General features: G+C 57.0%; 17 protein-coding genes and 2 pseudogenes. 4 read left to right on the plus strand and 15 right to left on the minus strand.

Translation table 11 applies throughout. The features are described from left to right. Positions 1 to 88: 88 nt before the first annotated feature. The 7 genes from cyoE to hmpA all read right to left on the minus strand — a co-directional run bounded on the left by cyoE (position 89) and on the right by hmpA (position 7,347). Positions 89 to 976 carry a heme o synthase gene (gene cyoE, locus AC1MEE_RS19930; RefSeq protein WP_480411286.1) on the minus strand — a complete coding sequence of 296 codons (888 nt, stop codon included), beginning with the start codon at positions 974 to 976 and terminating at the stop codon, positions 89 to 91. A gap of 10 nt (positions 977 to 986) precedes the next feature. Beyond that, positions 987 to 1,349 (minus strand): cytochrome o ubiquinol oxidase subunit IV, encoded by a 363-nt coding sequence (gene cyoD, locus AC1MEE_RS19935; RefSeq protein WP_480411287.1) that lies wholly within the window; start codon positions 1,347 to 1,349, stop codon positions 987 to 989. Further along, the gene (locus AC1MEE_RS19940; RefSeq protein ID WP_480411288.1) at positions 1,350 to 1,967 is read right to left on the minus strand and encodes a cytochrome o ubiquinol oxidase subunit III; all 618 of its coding nucleotides are present in this window, start codon (positions 1,965 to 1,967) and stop codon (positions 1,350 to 1,352) included. A gap of 3 nt (positions 1,968 to 1,970) precedes the next feature. Then, positions 1,971 to 3,950: a cytochrome o ubiquinol oxidase subunit I gene (gene cyoB, locus AC1MEE_RS19945; protein ID WP_480411289.1), complete on the minus strand. Its 1,980-nt coding sequence runs from the start codon at positions 3,948 to 3,950 to the stop codon at positions 1,971 to 1,973. Positions 3,951 to 3,953: 3 nt separating this feature from the next. After that, complete coding sequence (gene cyoA, locus AC1MEE_RS19950; RefSeq protein WP_480411290.1) at positions 3,954 to 4,892, minus strand: ubiquinol oxidase subunit II; 939 nt, start codon at positions 4,890 to 4,892, stop codon at positions 3,954 to 3,956. Positions 4,893 to 5,366: 474 nt separating this feature from the next. Continuing rightward, positions 5,367 to 5,876 carry a disulfide bond formation protein B gene (locus AC1MEE_RS19955; RefSeq protein ID WP_480411291.1) on the minus strand — a complete coding sequence of 170 codons (510 nt, stop codon included), beginning with the start codon at positions 5,874 to 5,876 and terminating at the stop codon, positions 5,367 to 5,369. A 289-nt stretch (positions 5,877 to 6,165) separates the two neighbouring features. Next, entirely contained in the window at positions 6,166 to 7,347 is a 1,182-nt protein-coding gene (gene hmpA, locus AC1MEE_RS19960) for an NO-inducible flavohemoprotein (protein ID WP_480411292.1), read from the minus strand. Positions 7,348 to 7,698: 351 nt separating this feature from the next. Between hmpA and AC1MEE_RS19965 the strand changes: the two genes are divergently transcribed. The 4 genes from AC1MEE_RS19965 to AC1MEE_RS19980 all read left to right on the plus strand — a co-directional run bounded on the left by AC1MEE_RS19965 (position 7,699) and on the right by AC1MEE_RS19980 (position 10,544). Beyond that, a complete protein-coding gene (locus AC1MEE_RS19965; protein ID WP_480411293.1) occupies positions 7,699 to 8,598 on the plus strand; it encodes a chemotaxis protein CheW in 900 nt (299 codons plus the stop codon). Between the two features lie 44 nt (positions 8,599 to 8,642). Further along, positions 8,643 to 9,098 (plus strand): GNAT family N-acetyltransferase, encoded by a 456-nt coding sequence (locus tag AC1MEE_RS19970; RefSeq protein WP_480411294.1) that lies wholly within the window; start codon positions 8,643 to 8,645, stop codon positions 9,096 to 9,098. A gap of 69 nt (positions 9,099 to 9,167) precedes the next feature. Beyond that, positions 9,168 to 9,488 (plus strand): hypothetical protein, encoded by a 321-nt coding sequence (locus tag AC1MEE_RS19975; protein ID WP_480411295.1) that lies wholly within the window; start codon positions 9,168 to 9,170, stop codon positions 9,486 to 9,488. Positions 9,489 to 9,782: 294 nt separating this feature from the next. Beyond that, positions 9,783 to 10,544, plus strand: a complete 762-nt coding sequence (locus tag AC1MEE_RS19980) for a YkgJ family cysteine cluster protein (protein ID WP_480411296.1) — start codon at positions 9,783 to 9,785, stop codon at positions 10,542 to 10,544. Positions 10,545 to 10,547: 3 nt separating this feature from the next. Here the strand turns inward: AC1MEE_RS19980 and AC1MEE_RS19985 are convergent, their stop codons facing one another. The 8 genes and pseudogenes from AC1MEE_RS19985 to AC1MEE_RS20020 form a co-directional block, all read right to left on the minus strand. After that, positions 10,548 to 10,799 carry a hypothetical protein gene (locus AC1MEE_RS19985; RefSeq protein ID WP_480411297.1) on the minus strand — a complete coding sequence of 84 codons (252 nt, stop codon included), beginning with the start codon at positions 10,797 to 10,799 and terminating at the stop codon, positions 10,548 to 10,550. A gap of 117 nt (positions 10,800 to 10,916) precedes the next feature. After that, positions 10,917 to 11,906 (minus strand): fimbrial protein, encoded by a 990-nt coding sequence (locus tag AC1MEE_RS19990; RefSeq protein WP_480411298.1) that lies wholly within the window; start codon positions 11,904 to 11,906, stop codon positions 10,917 to 10,919. Then, positions 11,903 to 12,694: a fimbrial biogenesis chaperone gene (locus AC1MEE_RS19995; RefSeq protein WP_480411299.1), complete on the minus strand. Its 792-nt coding sequence runs from the start codon at positions 12,692 to 12,694 to the stop codon at positions 11,903 to 11,905. Before AC1MEE_RS19995 ends, AC1MEE_RS19990 begins: the two co-directional genes overlap by 4 nt. Continuing rightward, positions 12,691 to 13,722, minus strand: a pseudogene (locus AC1MEE_RS20000) (fimbria/pilus outer membrane usher protein); the annotation flags it as partial. The gene AC1MEE_RS19995 and the pseudogene AC1MEE_RS20000, both read right to left, overlap by 4 nt. Positions 13,723 to 13,757: 35 nt before the next feature. Then, positions 13,758 to 15,314, minus strand: a pseudogene (locus AC1MEE_RS20005) (fimbria/pilus outer membrane usher protein); the annotation flags it as partial. 244 nt (positions 15,315 to 15,558) lie between these two features. Continuing rightward, entirely contained in the window at positions 15,559 to 16,308 is a 750-nt protein-coding gene (locus AC1MEE_RS20010; protein WP_480411300.1) for a fimbrial biogenesis chaperone, read from the minus strand. Positions 16,309 to 16,368: 60 nt separating this feature from the next. Beyond that, positions 16,369 to 16,950 (minus strand): fimbrial protein, encoded by a 582-nt coding sequence (locus AC1MEE_RS20015; protein WP_480411301.1) that lies wholly within the window; start codon positions 16,948 to 16,950, stop codon positions 16,369 to 16,371. A gap of 404 nt (positions 16,951 to 17,354) precedes the next feature. Next, entirely contained in the window at positions 17,355 to 17,717 is a 363-nt protein-coding gene (locus AC1MEE_RS20020; protein ID WP_480411302.1) for a hypothetical protein, read from the minus strand. Between the last annotated feature and the right edge of the window lie 347 nt (positions 17,718 to 18,064).

The following is an 18,064-nucleotide window of genomic DNA, read 5'->3' on the forward strand; positions in this document are numbered from 1 at the left end:
ATGTCGCTACCACTATTGACCCACAACAAAAAACGCCCCGCTCTTCATCCGAAGAACGGGGCGTTTCTATTCAACCGTGCTATTCAGCTCAATGTGCGTAAGTCAGCAGCAACTCAGTAGGCACCTTGAAATCCAGCGACATCATCACGCTCAAGGCCGTGATGGTGAGGATCGAGAAGACGAACAGCTTGCGTGCCCAGACCGTGTCATCCACCGCTTTGTAGCCGCTCCAGGCCATGTACAACCAGTACATGCCCATGGCTGCCGCGACGGCCAGGTAGCTGAAGCCGGCGTAGCCACCGATGGTCAACATCAAGGTGGCCACCAGGAACGCCAGGATGTAGATCAGGATGTGCCGTTTGGCGACGACGATGCCACGCTTCACCGGCAGGACCGGAATCGACGCAGCCAGGTAGTCGTTGAAGCGGAAGATCGCGATGGCGTAAGAATGGGGCATTTGCCACAGACTGAACATCACCAGCAAGGTCAGTGCCGCCAGGTCGAAGCTGTTGCTCACCGCGACGTAACCGATCACGGGCGGCATGGCCCCCGACAGGCTACCGACCAGTGTGCCGTGCACCGATTTGCGTTTCAGGTACAGGCTGTAGAAGCCGACGTAAATCACAAAACCGATCACGGCGAACAACGCGGCCAGCGGGTTGGCCTTGGTGTACAGCAGGCCGACCCCGGCGATACCGAGCAAACTGGCGTACATCAGGGCCAGTTTCAACGAAACCAGACCCTGCACCAACACCCGATTCTTGGTCCGTTCCATCTTCACGTCGATGTCGCGATCGATGCAGTTGTTAAACACGCAACCGGACGCCACCACCAGTGAAGTGCCTATCGCCGCCGCCAGGAACAGGCCGAAGTCGACATGCCCTTTAGAGGCCAGGAAAAAGCCACCCGCCACCGAAAGCACGTTACCGAAAATGATCCCCGGTTTGGTGATTTGGATAAAGTGCTTAAGGGACATGCGGAGTTCCTCAGTGCGCCATCATGTTCGTGTGGATGCTGTACATCACCCACAACGACAGGCCGACCACAATCACGATGATCAGGGCGGTGAAGGCAAAAGCGACGACGTTCCAGCGCTGTTCGGACGACCTGTTCATGTGCAGGAAGAACACCAGGTGCACGAAGATCTGCACCACGGCGAACGCCACGACAATGGCCAGCGTGACCGGTTGCGCGAAGATCGGGTGCATCAACAGACCGAAAGGAATCACGGTCAGGATCACGGACAGGAAGAAGCCGATTGCGTAAGACTTCAGGCTGCCGTGGTCGGCGCCGTCACCGTGGACGTTTACGTGACTGGCACCGGAATGGCTGATATGTGCGTGATCCATTTACAGGGTCCCCATCAGATAGACAACGGTGAAGACGCAGATCCAGACCACGTCCAGGAAGTGCCAGAACAGACTCAGGCAGCTCAGACGGGTGCTGTTGGTTGCAGTCAGACCTTTCTTCTTGATCTGGAACATCAACACCGCCATCCAGATCAGACCGGATGTCACGTGCAGACCGTGGGTACCGACCAGCGTGAAGAAACCGGACAGGAAGCCGCTGCGATCAGGACCGAAGCCTTCGGCGATCAGGTGATGGAATTCGTTGATTTCCATACCGATGAAGCCCAGACCCAGCAAGAAGGTCACGAACAACCAGGAGAGAACCCCTTTCTTGTTGCCCTTGTGCATCGCCAGCATGGCGAAGCCGTAGGTGATACTACTGAACAGCAGGCAGAAGGTTTCTACCAACACGTAAGGCAGTTCGAAGATGTCTTTGCCCGACGGGCCACCTGCGATGTTGTTACTCAGCACCGAGTACGCGGCGAAGATCGTCGCGAACAGGATGCAGTCAGTCATCAGGTAGATCCAGAAGCCGAAGACGGTCATCGCCCCGGCATCTTCGTGCCCATGCTCCTCGGCATGGGCAATCTGACGTTCTTCTAATACTAAGTTCGACATGGTTTAAGCCTGCTTAGCCAAAGTTTGAAGGCGTGCATTTTCGATCCGCGCCACTTCTTCGGCAGGGACGTAGTAGTCAATGTCATCATCGTTACTGCGGATGATGAAGGTAACGACCATGCCGACCAGACCGACTGCTGCCATCCACCAGATGTGCCAGATCAAGGCGAAGCCGAAGATCAGGCTGCCGAAGGCGATGTACAAGCCCACACCGGTGTTGCGCGGCATGTGGATCTTTTTGTAATCGGCAGCGGTTTTGACCTTCTGTGGAGCGCCCACTTTGGTTTCCCAGTGGTGGTCCAGATGATCGACGTGCGGCACTTCAGCGAAGTTGTAGAACGGTGGTGGCGACGAAGTAGCCCATTCCAGGGTACGGCCATCCCACGGGTCACCGGTCACATCACGGTTCTTCTCGCGATCACGGATGCTGACGACCAGCTGTGCGATCTGGAAGATGATGCCGAACATGATGATCACGGCGCCGGCGAAGGCGGCGATCAGCCAAGGTGTCCAGGCCGGGTTGTCGTAGTGGTTCAGACGACGGGTCATGCCCATGAAGCCCAGTACGTAGAGCGGCATGAAGGCCAGGTAGAAGCCGACGATCCAGCACCAGAAGGAGTACTTGCCCAGACGCTCGTTCAGCGTGAAGCCGAAGGCTTTCGGGAACCAGTAGGCGAAGCCCGCCAGGTAACCGAAGACCGCACCGCCGATGATCACGTTATGGAAGTGCGCGATCAGGAACAGGCTGTTGTGCAATACAAAGTCAGCGCCCGGTACCGCCAGCAGTACGCCGGTCATGCCGCCGATGCTGAAGGTCACGATAAAGCCCAGTGTCCACAGAATCGGCGTGGTGAACTGGATACGACCGCGGAACATGGTGAACAGCCAGGTGAAGATCTTCACGCCCGTGGGGACGGAAATAATGATCGTCATGATCCCGAAGAAGGCGTTGACGTTGGCACCCGACCCCATGGTGAAGAAGTGGTGCAGCCAAACGACGAAGGACAGAACAGTAATCGCGATGGTCGCGTAGACCAGCGATTTGTAGCCGAACAGCGCTTTCTTGGCGAAGGTCGAGGTCACTTCCGAGAACACGCCGAAGGCCGGCAGAATCAGGATGTACACCTCAGGATGGCCCCAGGCCCAGATGAGGTTTACATACATCATCGGGTTGCCACCAAGCTCGTTGGTGAAGAAGTGCATGCCCAGGTAACGATCAAGCGTCAGCAGAATCAGAGTTGCGGTGAGGATCGGGAACGAGGCGGCGATCAGGATCGCGGTGCACAGGCAGTTCCAGGTGAACACCGGCATTTTCATCAGGGTCATGCCAGGAGCGCGCATTTTCAGGATGGTGACAACGAAGTTCACCCCTGTCAGCAACGTACCCAATCCCGATAGCTGCAAAGCCCAGATGTAGTAATCAACCCCTACCCCAGGGCTGTACGCCAAGCCGGAGAGCGGTGGATAAGCAACCCAACCGGTACGGGCGAATTCGCCCAGACCCAGCGACAGGTTGACCAGTACCGCGCCGACCACGAACAACCAGAAGCTCAACGAGTTGAGGAACGGGAAGGCAACGTCACGCGCACCAATCTGCAGCGGTACGACGATGTTCATCAGGCCGACCACAAAAGGCATCGCCATGAAGAAGATCATGATCACGCCGTGAGCGGTGAAGATCTGGTCATAGTGTTCCGGCGGCAGGTAGCCTTCGGAACCGGCGCTGGCCAGGGCCAGCTGTGAGCGCATCATGATGGCGTCGGCAAAACCGCGCAGCAGCATGACCAGCGCAACGACGATGTACATCACGCCGATTTTTTTGTGATCGACCGTAGTCAGCCACTCGGACCACAGGTAGGACCATTGTTTGTAGTACGTGATAGCAGCGAGCAATCCCGCGCCGACCAGCATAATGACGCACAGCGTCACCATCACGATCGGTACGTGGAAGGGAATCGCTTCCAGAGTTAATTTACCGAACATCTCTTACTCCTCTGCCCCGGCAGCCGAATGCATATTCATGTCCATGCCCGTCATCTCTTTCGCTTCACCCGCCTCGTGGTGCATGCCGGTGCCTTTGTTCATGCCTTCATACTTATCGATGATGGTCTGGAACAGGTTGGGCTGAACGGTGGCGAAGTACTCGACAGGATTTTTCACGCTAGGCTTGGCCAGCTCATTGAAATCAGCCAGTTCAAGCGGGTGTGGTACTTTTTTCGCGGCTGCGACCCAAGCATCGAAATCTGCCTGCGAGGTGGCATACGCCTTGAATTTCTGGTCAGAGAAGCCTTCACCGGTCAGGTTGGCGGCCATACCGTCGTACACATGCTCCTCGTTGGAGATCAGGTGCAGCTGGGTTTCCATACCGCCCATGGCATAGATCTGACCGCCCAGGCCCGGAATGAAGAACGAACCCATGGAGGTGTCGGAGGTGATCTTGAAGTTGACCGGGACGTTCGCCGGGAACTTGATCTCGTTGACAGTCGCGATGCCTTGCTCCGGATAGATGAACAGCCATTTCCAGTCGATCATCACCACTTCGATGGTCACCGGCTTGACGCTGGATTCCAGCGGCTTGTACGGGTCGAGCTCGTGACTTGATTTCCAGATCAGGACGCCCAGCGCGATCACGATCAAGGTCGGAACGCCCCACACCACGACTTCAATCTTGGTGGAGTGCGACCAGTTCGGCGCGTAGGTCGCCTGAGTGTTCGAAGCGCGGTATTTCCAGGCGAAAACGAACGTCATGATGATCACGGGGACGACAACCAGCAGCATCAGCAGCGTCGCGGTGATGATCAGGTTTTTCTCGTCGATCCCTACCTGCCCTTTCGGATCAAGCAGGGTCATGTTGCAACCACTGAGCGCAAGCGTGCTCAAAAGGGCCAAGAAGCCAAACAATCTGGGGTACCTTTTTCTACTCATCTCACGACCTCTAAAGCAGCTTGCGCAGTGCAGTTGGGTTTCGAACGCCAACACTTCACCCTGCCGGTGTTGGCATATATTTTGATTTGAATAAGGGCCTGCCAGAGCAGCTCAACAGCTGGTCGACAAATCCGGAGTTACCTGTAATTTCTTATTCGATTGGTGGCAACGGCCTGTTTTGCAGACCAATTCCATTTGGTGCGGATATTCTGAAAGGGTGTCAGTGCCTGAGGCCCGGAGCTGTCTACAGAGAGTGTGTAGAGACCCCTCGACCTCGTTTCTTGCCAATTGCGAGCGGCGCTGACCGATTAATGCCGGCGATTGTAGATATGTAACCTTTTACTGACTATGACTTATTCAGCAACAGTTTTTCTCAAATTCTGTAAAAATCAAACGCATGGGAGATTTCAGGCCAAAAAAACGCCCCGTTTTCCATCAGGAAAAGCAGGGCGTTTTGCGCTGTATCCGTTGAATTCAGCGGGCGTTGCGGCGATTACGCAGGATCCCCAGCGGCACCAATATCACGGTCAGCACGAAAGCCACCAAGGCCCACTGCGCCAATGACAAGCCGAGGATCGGTGGATACGGCGTCGTGCAGAAACCATCGACCTGGAAGCCCAGCGGGAACCAGGACGCCAGCGGCAGACCATCGACGATTGGCTGCAACACGTCCAGACCGCAACTCTCGGTCGGGTTCGCGAGGATGTACGCATGACGGCCAGCAGCGAGGACGCCGCCGATGGCACTGAGCATGACCAGCCCCTCGAATACCGTGGTGCTACGGCGGCCAGGCATCGCGGCACCGATGAAGGCAAAGATGGCGATGAACAGCAACGCATAGCGCTGCAGGATGCACAGCGGACACGGCGCCTCCCCCAGCACCACTTGCATGTACAGGGCGCCGCCGATCAACGCGAGGCAGATCACCCCGAGCAAGACCAGAAAGCGCTTCTCACGTCTTAGGTACATCGTGTTGTCGCTCATTCCCTTACCTTTTGAAATGGTGTGGCCCAGAGTGTAAATGCACAACGATTCGATCGCCCGCGATAATCGTGGGCAGACGTTGCCAACTCAAGTGCAAAACCGCCGTACGGAAGGATTAGGCTGCCCAAAGGCGGTGTATCTGACACACCGAGTCAAGTCAATCGCAGGCAAGCCTGCTCCCACAGAGAATGCGATCACCTGTGGGAGCAGGCTTGCCTGCGAATAGCGGACACGACAATGCTGCCAGTCCCTTCTCAGTGACTGGCAGCATCTTTTTACTCAGCTCTGTTTATTCCAGCGCAGAAGCCGGGCCAAAGAACTCGTAGCGGCTTTGTTTCTCTGGCACGCCAGCCGCCTTCAATTGGCGTTTGACTGCGGCCATGAAGCCTTTTGGACCGAGGAAGTAAGCATCCAGATCCCGATCTTCGGGCAGCCATTGCTCCAACTGTTGCTGATCGAGAAGGCCAACCGCGTGGGCCGCAGGGCTCACGCCATCGTCTTCAGCGTAGCAATAGAAGTGCTTGAGCTGCGGGTGACGACCGGCCAGACCATCGACCCAATCGCGGAACGCATGCACCGCGCCATTACGCGCACAGTGAATGAAATGCACCGGACGCGAGGTCTCCAGCGCTGTCTCAAGCATGGCCAGCGTTGGAGTGATCCCGACGCCACCGCTGATCAGCACCAGCGGCTTGTGGCTATCGGCCAAGGTGAACTCCCCTGATGGCGTGAACAACTGAATGCTGTCGCCGATCTGCAGTTGGTCATGCAGGTAGTTGGACGCCACGCCATTGGGTTCGCGCTTGACGCTGATGCGGTACTGGTTGCCATCGGCCACTGCGGACAGCGAATAGTTGCGGCGCATTTCTTCGCCGCCGATGAACAGCTGCAAACCGATGTACTGGCCCGCGGTGAAGGCGAGGATCGGCCCGCCATCGGCTGGCTTCATGTAGAACGAAGTGATCTCGGCACTTTCGTCGACCCGGTTCACCAGTTTGAATTCACGCGCACCGCGCCAGCCGCCAACGGCTTCGGCTTTCTCGTCGTAAATCGCACCCTCGGCACCGATCAGGATGTCGGCCAATTGCTGGTACGCATTGCCCCAGGCTTGCAGTACTTCGTCAGTGGCGATTTCGCTACCCAGTACTTCCTTGATGGCGCGAATCAGGCAGCTGCCGACAATAGGGTAATGTTCAGGCAGGATCTGCAAGGCGACGTGCTTGTTAATGATCTTCGCCACCAGATCGCCCAGTTGCTCCAGTTCGTCGATGTGCCGTGCATACATCAGCACGCCATTGGCCAAAGCGCGAGGCTGATCACCGCTGGCCTGGTGCGCCTGATTGAAAAATGGACGCACTTCCGGGTATTCCCTGAACATCATTTGATAAAAATAAGTGGTCAAGGCTTCGCCGCCGCTTTCGAGCAGTGGCACGGTGGATTTAACAATGGCACGATCGTGGGCATTCAACATCGGGGTAGACTCCTGAGCCGCAAGGCTTCTATCTGGTTACCCTATGCATATCAGGTTTCGTGCCAATTATTTTTATGTTTAAAATCAATAAGTTATAATCAAGCAGTCAAAATGACACACCGCGGATCGCGGTCATAAAGACCCGTTGGCGTCTTTATGACTACCAGGACACAAGCCTGTTTTCATCTTAATCAGCCGTTACCGGCTCCAGGCTGCTTAACTGCTTGCTGGGCTGTTTACGAGCTGGCGACACAAATGCCCTAAAGCCAGCCCTTTGCAAGTCGATAACCCGTCATCGAAAGCTGTTTGCCGCTCCCATGTAGCGACGCCTTTAACTTCCAGAAGGTTGATATGTCCTCGAATAATGCCCGCGCAGACTCCCTCTCACTCCTGCTGTTTACCTTGCGCAGCGGCAAGCTGATGGCAATCAACTTGCTCAAAGTCAGCGAAATCATCCCCTGCCCTACCCTGACCCGCCTGCCCGAGTCCCATCCCCACGTCAAAGGCGTCGCCACCTTGCGCGGCGCGTCGTTGTCGGTGATCGATCTGAGTCGCGCGATTGGTGAGCAACCGCTGGTCGATCCGTCCGGTGGCTGCCTGATCGTCACCGACGTCAGCCGCTCCAAGCAGGGCCTGCACGTGCAGGCAGTGAGCAAGATCGTGCATTGCTTGACCACCGACATCCGTCCGCCGCCCTTCGGCGCCGGCAACAAGTCGTTCATCACCGGCGTGACCCAGGTCGATGGCGTGCTGGTGCAGGTGCTGGACATCGAAAAAGTCATTCACGGCATCGCCCCGGTGAAAATCATCCAAGAGCCTGCGCACCTGAGTGAAGAAGACGCTCAAGTGCTGGCCAAGGCCAAGATCCTGGTGGTCGACGACAGCCAGGTCGCCTTGCAGCAATCATTGATCACCCTGCGCAACCTTGGCGTTCATTGCCATACTGCCCGCAGCGCCAAAGAGGCCATCGACCAACTGCTCGAACTGCAAGGCACGGTCGAGCAGATCAATGTGGTGGTGTCCGACATTGAAATGTCGGAAATGGACGGCTATGCCTTTACTCGTACCCTGCGCGAAACACCGGACTTCCAGGACTTGTACGTGCTGCTGCACACGTCTCTGGACAGCAAGATGAACAGCGAAAAAGCCAAGGCAGCGGGCGCGAACGCTGTATTGACCAAGTTTTCTTCACCCGAGTTGACCAAATGCTTGATTCAGGCGGCCCGCACGGTCGAAGCCCAGGGCCTTTAATAAAGAACCATTTAATAGAGAGCTCGGCTCCCTGGTGCTGGCTGATGCGGCGGGATCTGCGTCAGGCCAGCCCTCCCGTACAATGGCCAGGCACCAGCTGCCTGATCGAGTTCAGCCCTGAACTCGCGCCTCAAGTGCATGAGTTGTTGGTACTCGGTTATCAACAAGGAGGGGGCAGCGTGCCGGGCTACGAGTCGTGGCACAACGCGTTCGCAACCGACCCCGAATTCGACCCTTCCCTGTGCTTTATCGCTCGCGACGCACAGGGGCTGATCGGTGTGACTCAGTGTTGGACCAGCGCCTTTATCAAAGATCTGGTGGTTCATCCCCGCGCCCGGCGCCAGGGCCTGGCGATCGCTCTGTTGACCCATGCCTTCGAGGCATTTCGCTTGCGTGGCGAAGCCTGTGTCGACCTTAAAGTACTGGAAGACAATCATGGCGCTCGGCGTCTGTATGAAACATCCGGTATGAGTTACGTACAGCGTTTTGAGACCGATTGAAACGCTTCCTGTCGATCCTGCCGGCATAATCCGCCGTTCGAAAACGATGCCCCCGAAAAGGAAACCGACATGAAAGCATCCCTTCTGCTGTTCATTGGCCTGACGACTGTTGCGAGCCTGGCCACTGCATCCACTGGCCAGGCCTGGAGCGACCTGGACAAAGCACTGATCGACAGCTGCGTGAAAGCCAGCCAACTAAAAAATGTGAAACCGGCAGGCACCGCTGCTTTGTTCGATGACAGCGTCGGTTACAGCGCGCTCCTGCTCAAAGGTCACTACCCGCAACCCCACATGAAGAACAAAGCCGGCACCGAACTGTGCCTGTATCAACGCCAAAGCAAAAAAGCCACCGTGACCGAGTGGGATGCTGTGACTACGTTGCCTAAATAAGGCCGCCACCGATTACCCTGTAGGAGATTCCGCCCCGTCTTCGACGCCGCACTGTCGCGCAGCAAACGGGGTCCCTGTAGGAGCTGCCGAAGGCTGCGAAAAGGTCGGCACGACCTTCAGCGGTCTCAAGAAAGCGACCGGTTCCCGGTCGATCGCAGCCTTCGGCAGCTCCTACAGGGGGTATGCCTATTATCCTTGTCTCTGGCGTATAACTTGCTTCGAGACTCGTCTCGGCAGTGACAGCGTTCGCAACCTGTCACCCTCAATGCACGTCTCGTCCGGTCCATCCCCTCAATGAACACACAGTTTTCCTGCGTAGGTTGCGGCAAGTGTTGCACCGATCATCACGTTCCCCTGACACTGCCGGAGGCCAGGCAGTGGGCGGCTGACGGCGGTGCGGTGATTGTCCTCGCCGAGGCTTTTCTTGAAGATGGCTATGGCGTTTCGGCACTGCAACGCAGTCATGCCCAACGCCGTTCGTGCCGGGTACCCAGCGGCAGCACACAGGTCTATGTCGCCATCACCTTCGCCGCCTATAACGTCGGCCCTTGCCGGAATCTTGACGCAGAGAACCTGTGCCGCATTTATGAACGCCGCCCGCTGGTCTGTCGGATTTACCCGATGGAGATCAACCCTCACATCCCACTGCAACCTGAAGCCAAGGGCTGCCCGCCAAACGCCTGGGAACAAGGGCCTGACTTGATCGTCGGCGGCAACCTGGTCGACACCCAGCTGATGGCGCTGATCGAACAATCGCGCCAGGCCGATCGCGATGAGATCGCCGCCAAAGAGGCTATCTGCAACCTGCTGGGGATTCGCGCCGCCGCCCTCAAGGGCGATGGCTTCACCGCTTATCTGCCGGATATCCACGCCTTTGCAGCGGCAGCGCAACAGATCGCCGAGACCCGCACACTGCCCGAGCTGTCCGTCGAATCGGGTTGGGCTTTTCATGTATCAGGCACGGAGATCGCCAATACGCTGCAATTGGCTGGCGCTCAGGTGGTGACAACCGATCCGCTGAACTACACCTTCATTCCCTTACAACGCACGCCTTGAGAATCAGCGTTTGCCCATGGACTTGCGGGTGCCGTGTGGCGCTGCGCCAGGGATCTTGTGGTGGCTGGATTTGCCCGACTTCTTGTAATACAGCGAGTCTTGAGTCTTGGCTTGCAACAGCTCGCCCGGCTTGAACGGAAAACTGAACGCCGGAATAGCGGCTTTCTTGTCGGTGATCTCTGTACCTGACTCGACGACAGTCACCTCTTCGGTGGTGGCGGCTTCAGGAGCTGGCGTGTGTTCGGGGGTAGTCATGGAAGCTCCAAAGGTGTCGAGTCGGTCGTCTGGCTAAATGGGCAGTCGCCCAAGGCCGGGCAGCATACCTGAATCGCCGACGACCTGCCGCCATCACCGACAGCCTCCTATCGCCTGCTATTTGTAAAACAGGTCAACAATCACCTCGGCCTCGAACGCTCCCGCCTTGGGTGTTGTGCTCTGCCAGACCAATTCGGCCTCGAAATCAGCCTTTGCCGACTGGCTCTGCTCCAGCAGATCGGCCAGATGGAAAGGCTGGTTGTAAGGCAGCGTCGCGCCGTTGCGCGCATTGACGATGCGAATGCCGATGCCATTGTTGGCCACCGGTAGCAAAAAGTCGCCGGACAACACACCCGACACTGGCTTGAACTGCGCGGAGAGGCTGAACGGTGTGTCGCAGGTGCGGCTGGTCACCAGCGAAAACGGACGACGATCGATCACCCGGCCGATCGCCACTTGCTGAATCCCTATCAAGCCAAACTCGACCGTCTCCGGGATAACCTGCAATTCGGCGTCGCAGGCAATAAACCGCAGGCCGTTAAGGTTATTGATGACATAGCTCAGGTTATGACCCGGCAACGGGTTCAAACCCGCAGCGCTATCGAGTTGAAACAGCCGATAGTTCAGCAGATGACTGCCCACGCCTGACGGCGGCGTCGGACCGAATTTCTGAATGAACACCGAGAATGCCAGGTTGAACGTGATACGCGGACAGGCCCCGATGTTCGAGTTGCCTTCATGGCAAGCCGGGAGGCTCTGACGCGTACTGATCCGGCCACTGCCCTGCAGATAATCGACACCGTCGACGGTCAGACCCGCACGAATGCCCTGGCCGATCAGCAGACTGTCCGGGTTCAGGTAAATAAATACCTCTTCCTGTTGCCCTTGCAGACCGTCCTTGAAGCACTCGACCTGAACGTTGAATCGGTCGGAGCGCCAGATAATGGTCCCTTCAGGCGCCGAGGCCGGAATGGCGACGGTGCTGCCCAGATCGGCCTGAATCACGGCAGAACCGCTGTTCTGCTCCTTGCACACCAGGGCGAAGCACGTCGCAGGGCCGAGCGACAGCGCCAGCAGTAAAAGTCGAATCCAGCGAAAATCGGTCATGGGAGAACGTCCTTGAAAGGGGCAGAGTCCGGCAGCAATCGCGCGTTGAACGGCGCATGTCCATTCACCTCGGCGAGGTACTGGCGTTGGCCGCCATAATCGGTCAGCGCGGTGAAGGTCAGGCGCTGCCCATCGGTATAGGCCTGCTTCAGAGGCAAGCTTCGGGTCGCCCCCGGTGGCAGCAACAGGTAATCGCTGACCTCCTGTTTTCCAGAGATGCCCTCGAGTTGCAGATGCTGGAGCGAGGCGTGATAGACCGTCTGGTTATTGACCTGCAACGAAGTTGCGCCCGCCGCATCGCGGGCCAGATGCCAATGCAGCGCCTGTGCGGTATCGGCTGGATCTCCAGGCAAACCCGGAGGCCGATAGAACACGTTGATACGTTGGCGGATGGCAATGCTCAGCTGGTTTTCACCGTCCGCACGCCGGGGGATTTCCATCACATACAGATGCAACAGCGACTCCTGCCCCTGCGGCATGCCGACACCCTCATACAGAATCCGCAGCGCCTGTTTGCCGTTCGGGAGAAGTTGCGACAGATGCGGCGTGACGGCAAAGGGCAGATCATCGGGCACACCACCGTCCGCATCCGCCGTATCACCCAACCAGGCCTGGAGCAAGACCTCGCGACTGCTTCGATTGATCGCCTCGATGCTGACTTCGCGAAACGCCCCGTCGAAGATCAACCGCGTCCCGGTAAGGGAAACAGCGGCCTGAGCACCTGCGCTGGATAAGAACGTCAGCGCCACGCAGATCAGCAGCCCATTGAGTCTGTTCAACAGGTTCATTGGCAGATGACCTTCAGTCGCTCATAGGCGCGCTGTGGATCTTTCGGCGGCAGGCTGTAGGACACCTGACAGCCTTGATCGGACCACTTCACCCGCAACACACCTTGATCCTGATCGCTCAACACCAGGGCACGGCTGGTGGGGTCGACCACCGCCAATGACTTGCCGTGCTCATCCTCGACGCTGGCACCCAATGGCACCTTGCTGCCGTCGGCGCGCATCAGCTCGAATTGCACGCGGCGGCCGACCGACGCCTTGAAGTGAACGACACTCACCGCGCCGCGCCGTGGCACCACTTGAACGATGGCGTTATCTACGTCGACATCCGCCCCCAAATTCCGGGTATCCAGGCTGATCCAGTTGGTTCGATAAGGCTGGGCATACGGCAATATCGCGTAACCATTGGCCGATGTTTCGACGTGGTTATAGGTGGTCAATTTCGCGCCGCGGACCTCGGGCACTTCAACCAAGGCAAAAGTCTCACCCAAAGGCTGGCCGAAATTCACTCCGCCGCCGTGGGCGACCAATGAACCGGACGCCCCCAGGCTCATGGCATCGTAGTCGCGGCCCTGGCTGTACCCGGCCTCGAAACGACCATAGGTCGTGGTGGTATTGAGCTTGCCGGAGCCGAACGAGCCGGAACTGCTGTCATGCCCGGCCTGTAGCGAATAGAAGGCGTTTCTGTTGTCCAGAACCTGGCCATGGAGGCCGGTCTGGGCGTTGTAGTCACCGCCGCTATCGCGCACCAGATTGAACGAAGCCCGAGACGATGTGGAACTCGAGCCCAGCGGCACCGTCAGGCTCAAGGAGACGCGGTGATCGGTGTCGGCCTGTCCGTCGGCGTCCAATTGCTCATTACGCTCGATCGAAAGGCTGTAGTTGACGGTCCTCCACGCACCGTTGTAAGCCAGATAAAGCTGACGGGTTTTGCCCGGCAAATTCCAATAACGCTGATCGCTGGCGGTCAGGCTCACTGAGCCGTAATGCGTGGGCAACGACTGGGTGACATTGAGTTCCAGTCGTTGACGGTCCTCCACGCACCGTTGTAAGCCAGATAAAGCTGACGGGTTTTGCCCGGCAAATTCCAATAACGCTGATCGCTGGCGGTCAGGCTCACTGAGCCGTAATGCGTGGGCAACGACTGGGTGACATTGAGTTCCAGTCGATCCTTTGCCCGGCCGATGACTGTTTGGCTGACGCGAGCATCGAGTTCATCGACGTGCTCTTCCAGCGTGCGGTATCGGTCGGTGGAATAACGGTAGCCGGCGACGGCAAAGGTGGTGCTCGTCGCATCGAGAGTGTTGGCGTAGCGCAGCCGCGAGCTTTGTCCCTGATGGCTCTGATGTCGAACCTGACTGATCGACTGTGTCAGGTCGGCCGAGAACGCGCCCAGGCCGGTATTGATCCCAGCGCCGACATTACCCGCCTGATAATCCTCGGCCCATTGCAGACCACCGAAGCCGGTAAGCCGCTCGGACACGCCATAAACCAGCGTGCCACTGGTGAAGGCCGGTGACGCCTGATGATCGGCATTGCTGTCGTATTGACCGACCGCCAGGCTGTAACGCAACGCCCCTTGCGGCACCATGATCGGCAACGAGGTGAACGCCTGGGTAAACGAACGCGTGCGCCCATCCGCCTCCACCACCGTGACTAACAGATCACCATTGGAGCCACTGGGATAAATATCGGTGATCTCGAACGGACCCGGAGAGACGTTGCCGCTGTACAGCAGAAAGCCGTTCTGGCGAACTTCCACCGTGGCATTGGTCTCGGCGATGCCTCGAATCGTCGGGGCGTAAACACGCTCGCTGTCAGGCAACATGCCGTCATCGGAGCCGATCTCGGCCCCCCTGAAACGCACACTGTCGAAGATCAGCGAGTTGGAGTAAATCTCACCGAGTGTCAGTTGACTCTTGAGGCCCGTGAGGTCGCGTTGGGCGTATGTGCGGTTACTGCTGAAGCGATAAGGCTGATTGTCGCCGTCGGTCAGTGAAGACTCGTTGCGCAGACGCCAGGCTCCCAGGTTCAGACCGTTGCGCAGCCCCAGGAAATATTGGTCCGTGCTCTCTTGATGAATGCGCCGACGAACCCCGTTGAAGTTGTAATTGATGAAAGCGGCAGTCTCACCTTGATCCCAGAGCTCGGGGGAAACGTAACCCCGGGCATTTCGCGCCATGGCGGCCTGCGGTACGCTGATATTCAAGCGCAGGCTGTTGGGCTGGTAGTCGACACGGGCAAATTCGACCTGTGCCGCCAAGTCGAAACACGCCGTCGGTTGCTGATCGCCGGCAACACTTGCGTCTGGTTGCAAACGCTCCGTGTCCAGACCGAATCCCTGAAGCATTTCCAGCGTCAGGCAGGGCTCGATCAATCCTGAACCCGGGCTTTGAGCGAATTTGATATCGCGGCGCCCACTCAAAACGCGATTGACGTACACGTCGACGCTGTACGTACCCGGCACAACGCTGTTACCCCGCAAAAACTCCTTGAGGTCCGCAGGCTCATCGGTGCCCTGGATAAACGCCGTGTTGAATTTTACCGGGGGGTTCGTCCCGGCTTCGCTGGCTTGATTGGCTGATGCCATGCCCGGCATCGTCAACGCCATGCCGACACTCATACCAAGAGCGCCAAGCCTGACCGATGCGCCCCCATAGAAACTGGGGAGTCTTTTATCGGCGCACAGCAGATGACCTGAGAAAAATCCCTTCGTACTTCGGTTTAGCCGTTCCATTAGCTGCTTCACTCAATCCTTGGAGATCTCTCGCGCCGCAGAGTCCTTTCGCGCAGGCGCAAAACTGCCGAGCCTGCGCGGATGTCGCAGCCCGGATTGATCGGTAAATAAAGAAGTTCTGGAGAGATCGTTACCTGGGAACGATATCGGTCTTGGCGACCCTGATCGCCTTGCTCGCTTCACGTTTAGTCAACGTGGCCCGATAAGGCACCTGCGCACCAAAATCATTGATGCTGACGAAGCTCAGGTTTAATGGACGCCCCTCTGCCAACCTGGCAAGCGTCAGGTTCAAGGATTGTTTCGGGGCCAGCATCTGGCTGTCCTTTTTCATCACTTGAGTCGCACCGTCCTGGACCTCGATTCTGACCATGGACACGTAATACGGCCCCGGATTGCTCACTTGCAGCACGTCGCCCCCAAGCAGACGCCATTGAAGCTCATCCGGCGCCTGAGCCGGTTCCTCCTTGAGCCCCTGCGGACGAAAGAACACCTTGATGCGCTGACGGATAGCGATCTGCAAAGCGTTCTCGCCAGCGACCTGCGGGATCTCCTGGACGTTGAGCCAGAACACTGATTCGCGGTCCTGCGGCATATCCGCGCCGGCATACATGATGCGCAGCAGTTGTTTACCATCGCCCGGCATGCGAGCCAGGGCCGGAGTAATCACAAACGGCAAATCGACAGTGCCCTCTGTGTCGGATTCAAGCCAGGACTGCAGCAGAATTTCTCCGCCGCCTCGGTTATGTACGCCGAAACTGACTTCCTTGTCTTTGGCCGGATAAATGATTCGTGTGGTGTTGAGCACGATGCCCGCGTGGACATTGACGGCCAGCGCCATCGCCAGCGAGAAGCAGGCATAACGAATTGCGGTGTAGAACATGATGGCATTCGCCTTGAGCCAAGGTGCGGCGGGGTGAGTCACCTCACCCCGCCGGTGGATTTACTCGTAGTCCAGTACGAAAGGCATGAACCCATCAGCGTTGCCTGGGTTGGTCGTGGTGCCGTTAAGCACATAGACCGCTCCAAAGTTCAGCTCGGCTGTAGCGCCGCCCGCGCCATCCTTGATCAGCGGCTTGTCGATGGTCTCAGTGCCACTCAAGTCCATGAGGTTATTCTGAGCGTTGATCATGCCGATACCGACACCATCCGCTGCACCCGTTGTGCGCAGCAGTGTGGAGTCGTTGTTATCCAGACCACTGCCGGAACGTGCGACGAAGCGCATTTTCACTGTGTCGTATTGCTCGACACCGGCACTGCAATTGACCAGCAGCTGGATAGGCGTCGCGGTTGCCAACTTGCTTTCGCTCGAAGCACCGATATCGGAGAACGAAACGTTGCCCAGATCGACGTTGATATCGCCATTAGGGCCAGCACCGACCCCAGCGCCGGGACCGACGTCACAGGAAATGTTGGTCAACGTCCCGTTGAACACCAGCTTTCCGTTATTTGCAGCATTGGCGGTACCTACTGCACCTAAACCCATAGCACCCAGTACAGCCAATGTAAGAGAGAGCTTTTTCATGCTAACGACATTCCTTGCTTTCGTTCGTGTATGCCCATCATTGGACGGCCAGAACTATAACGACACGACCCTATCGCCCGCTGTCAGGAAAACCATATTGAACACAGCGATTTTGCAACAGGCAAAGCAGGAACTTTCTGTAGGGATATTCAGAATTATTGATGGGTGCCCGGAAACCGGGGCTTTCAGCGGACAGTTCAAGTGCACAACATGAGCAAAGGTAGGTTTTACGTATTTCACAACATATCGACTGTATTGATCTGAAACCATTTCCTCCACCTTGACTGACGAAAATAAAAACAGTTGTTTCCGAAGGTTTCCAGATTGCTCCCCGAGCATCGTCCGAAGCCCTTCGACACAACAACCCTGACGCTGATCAGGGCTGCTGAATGAACGTTTCCCCCCTACTCATAGGTCAGCGTGACAATGCCGACATTGGATTTCTGGCCCGTGGAAAACCCGGTAACCGCAGTCGTTTCCGAAGAGGGCAGCGCGGTGAACGTCGTATTGAAAGGGATGACATCGTCACTGCAGGCGTTGCGATAAGTATTCACGACGAGAGTAATCTGTGATGAAACCTGAACTTGTTGCATATCTTCGAGCGATTGATCGTCAGAACGTAGCCGAACTTCACACCCCGTATTGACGACCTGTCCTTTGAAGTTGATGACGCCACCGCCGGCCGATACTCCCGCGCTAAAGGTGAAGAGCACGACCGAAAACAGCATGAAGCTGACCGCTTTGCCTTTCATTGCAATATTCCGCATGGCTATCTCATAGGTGGCTATCTCTTACAAAGAAGTAAAGCTCAGGAAAAGATCGCTCGCCAGATAACTCAAAAATACACGTAGGAACTTTCCCGAGATTTATTTCAGCAACCTTTCAGGCAATCACCTCGAAAACGCGACTGACGACTCCTGTTTTTTATCGTCAGAAATCATCATTTTTTCAGCGGCCCGCCTCTCTCCGGCACAGGCAAGACACGTCTGAAACAGTCTTCGGCTCTTGCTGACAATCCTGACAGTTAGCCGTCATTCTGCTGACCGGGTTGGCAGTCTATAAAGGAAGAGCTGACACTCACGATGATTGAAAGCCCCTCCCTCTATGCTTTCAC

The sequence above is a fragment of the Pseudomonas sp. ASL3 genome (assembly GCF_056680425.1).

What these genes read in the sequence shown, in the direction of transcription:
- cyoE (WP_480411286.1), bottom strand. Translation starts at nt 976, where the DNA reads ATGTCCCTTAAGCACTTTATCCAAATCACCAAACCGGGGATCATTTTC.
- cyoD (WP_480411287.1), bottom strand. Translation starts at nt 1,349, where the DNA reads ATGGATCACGCACATATCAGCCATTCCGGTGCCAGTCACGTAAACGTC.
- AC1MEE_RS19940 (WP_480411288.1), bottom strand. Translation starts at nt 1,967, where the DNA reads ATGTCGAACTTAGTATTAGAAGAACGTCAGATTGCCCATGCCGAGGAG.
- cyoB (WP_480411289.1), bottom strand. Translation starts at nt 3,950, where the DNA reads ATGTTCGGTAAATTAACTCTGGAAGCGATTCCCTTCCACGTACCGATC.
- cyoA (WP_480411290.1), bottom strand. Translation starts at nt 4,892, where the DNA reads ATGAGTAGAAAAAGGTACCCCAGATTGTTTGGCTTCTTGGCCCTTTTG.
- AC1MEE_RS19955 (WP_480411291.1), bottom strand. Translation starts at nt 5,876, where the DNA reads ATGAGCGACAACACGATGTACCTAAGACGTGAGAAGCGCTTTCTGGTC.
- hmpA (WP_480411292.1), bottom strand. Translation starts at nt 7,347, where the DNA reads ATGTTGAATGCCCACGATCGTGCCATTGTTAAATCCACCGTGCCACTG.
- AC1MEE_RS19965 (WP_480411293.1), top strand. Translation starts at nt 7,699, where the DNA reads ATGTCCTCGAATAATGCCCGCGCAGACTCCCTCTCACTCCTGCTGTTT.
- AC1MEE_RS19970 (WP_480411294.1), top strand. Translation starts at nt 8,643, where the DNA reads ATGCGGCGGGATCTGCGTCAGGCCAGCCCTCCCGTACAATGGCCAGGC.
- AC1MEE_RS19975 (WP_480411295.1), top strand. Translation starts at nt 9,168, where the DNA reads ATGAAAGCATCCCTTCTGCTGTTCATTGGCCTGACGACTGTTGCGAGC.
- AC1MEE_RS19980 (WP_480411296.1), top strand. Translation starts at nt 9,783, where the DNA reads ATGAACACACAGTTTTCCTGCGTAGGTTGCGGCAAGTGTTGCACCGAT.
- AC1MEE_RS19985 (WP_480411297.1), bottom strand. Translation starts at nt 10,799, where the DNA reads ATGACTACCCCCGAACACACGCCAGCTCCTGAAGCCGCCACCACCGAA.
- AC1MEE_RS19990 (WP_480411298.1), bottom strand. Translation starts at nt 11,906, where the DNA reads ATGACCGATTTTCGCTGGATTCGACTTTTACTGCTGGCGCTGTCGCTC.
- AC1MEE_RS19995 (WP_480411299.1), bottom strand. Translation starts at nt 12,694, where the DNA reads ATGAACCTGTTGAACAGACTCAATGGGCTGCTGATCTGCGTGGCGCTG.
- AC1MEE_RS20010 (WP_480411300.1), bottom strand. Translation starts at nt 16,308, where the DNA reads ATGTTCTACACCGCAATTCGTTATGCCTGCTTCTCGCTGGCGATGGCG.
- AC1MEE_RS20015 (WP_480411301.1), bottom strand. Translation starts at nt 16,950, where the DNA reads ATGAAAAAGCTCTCTCTTACATTGGCTGTACTGGGTGCTATGGGTTTA.
- AC1MEE_RS20020 (WP_480411302.1), bottom strand. Translation starts at nt 17,717, where the DNA reads ATGCGGAATATTGCAATGAAAGGCAAAGCGGTCAGCTTCATGCTGTTT.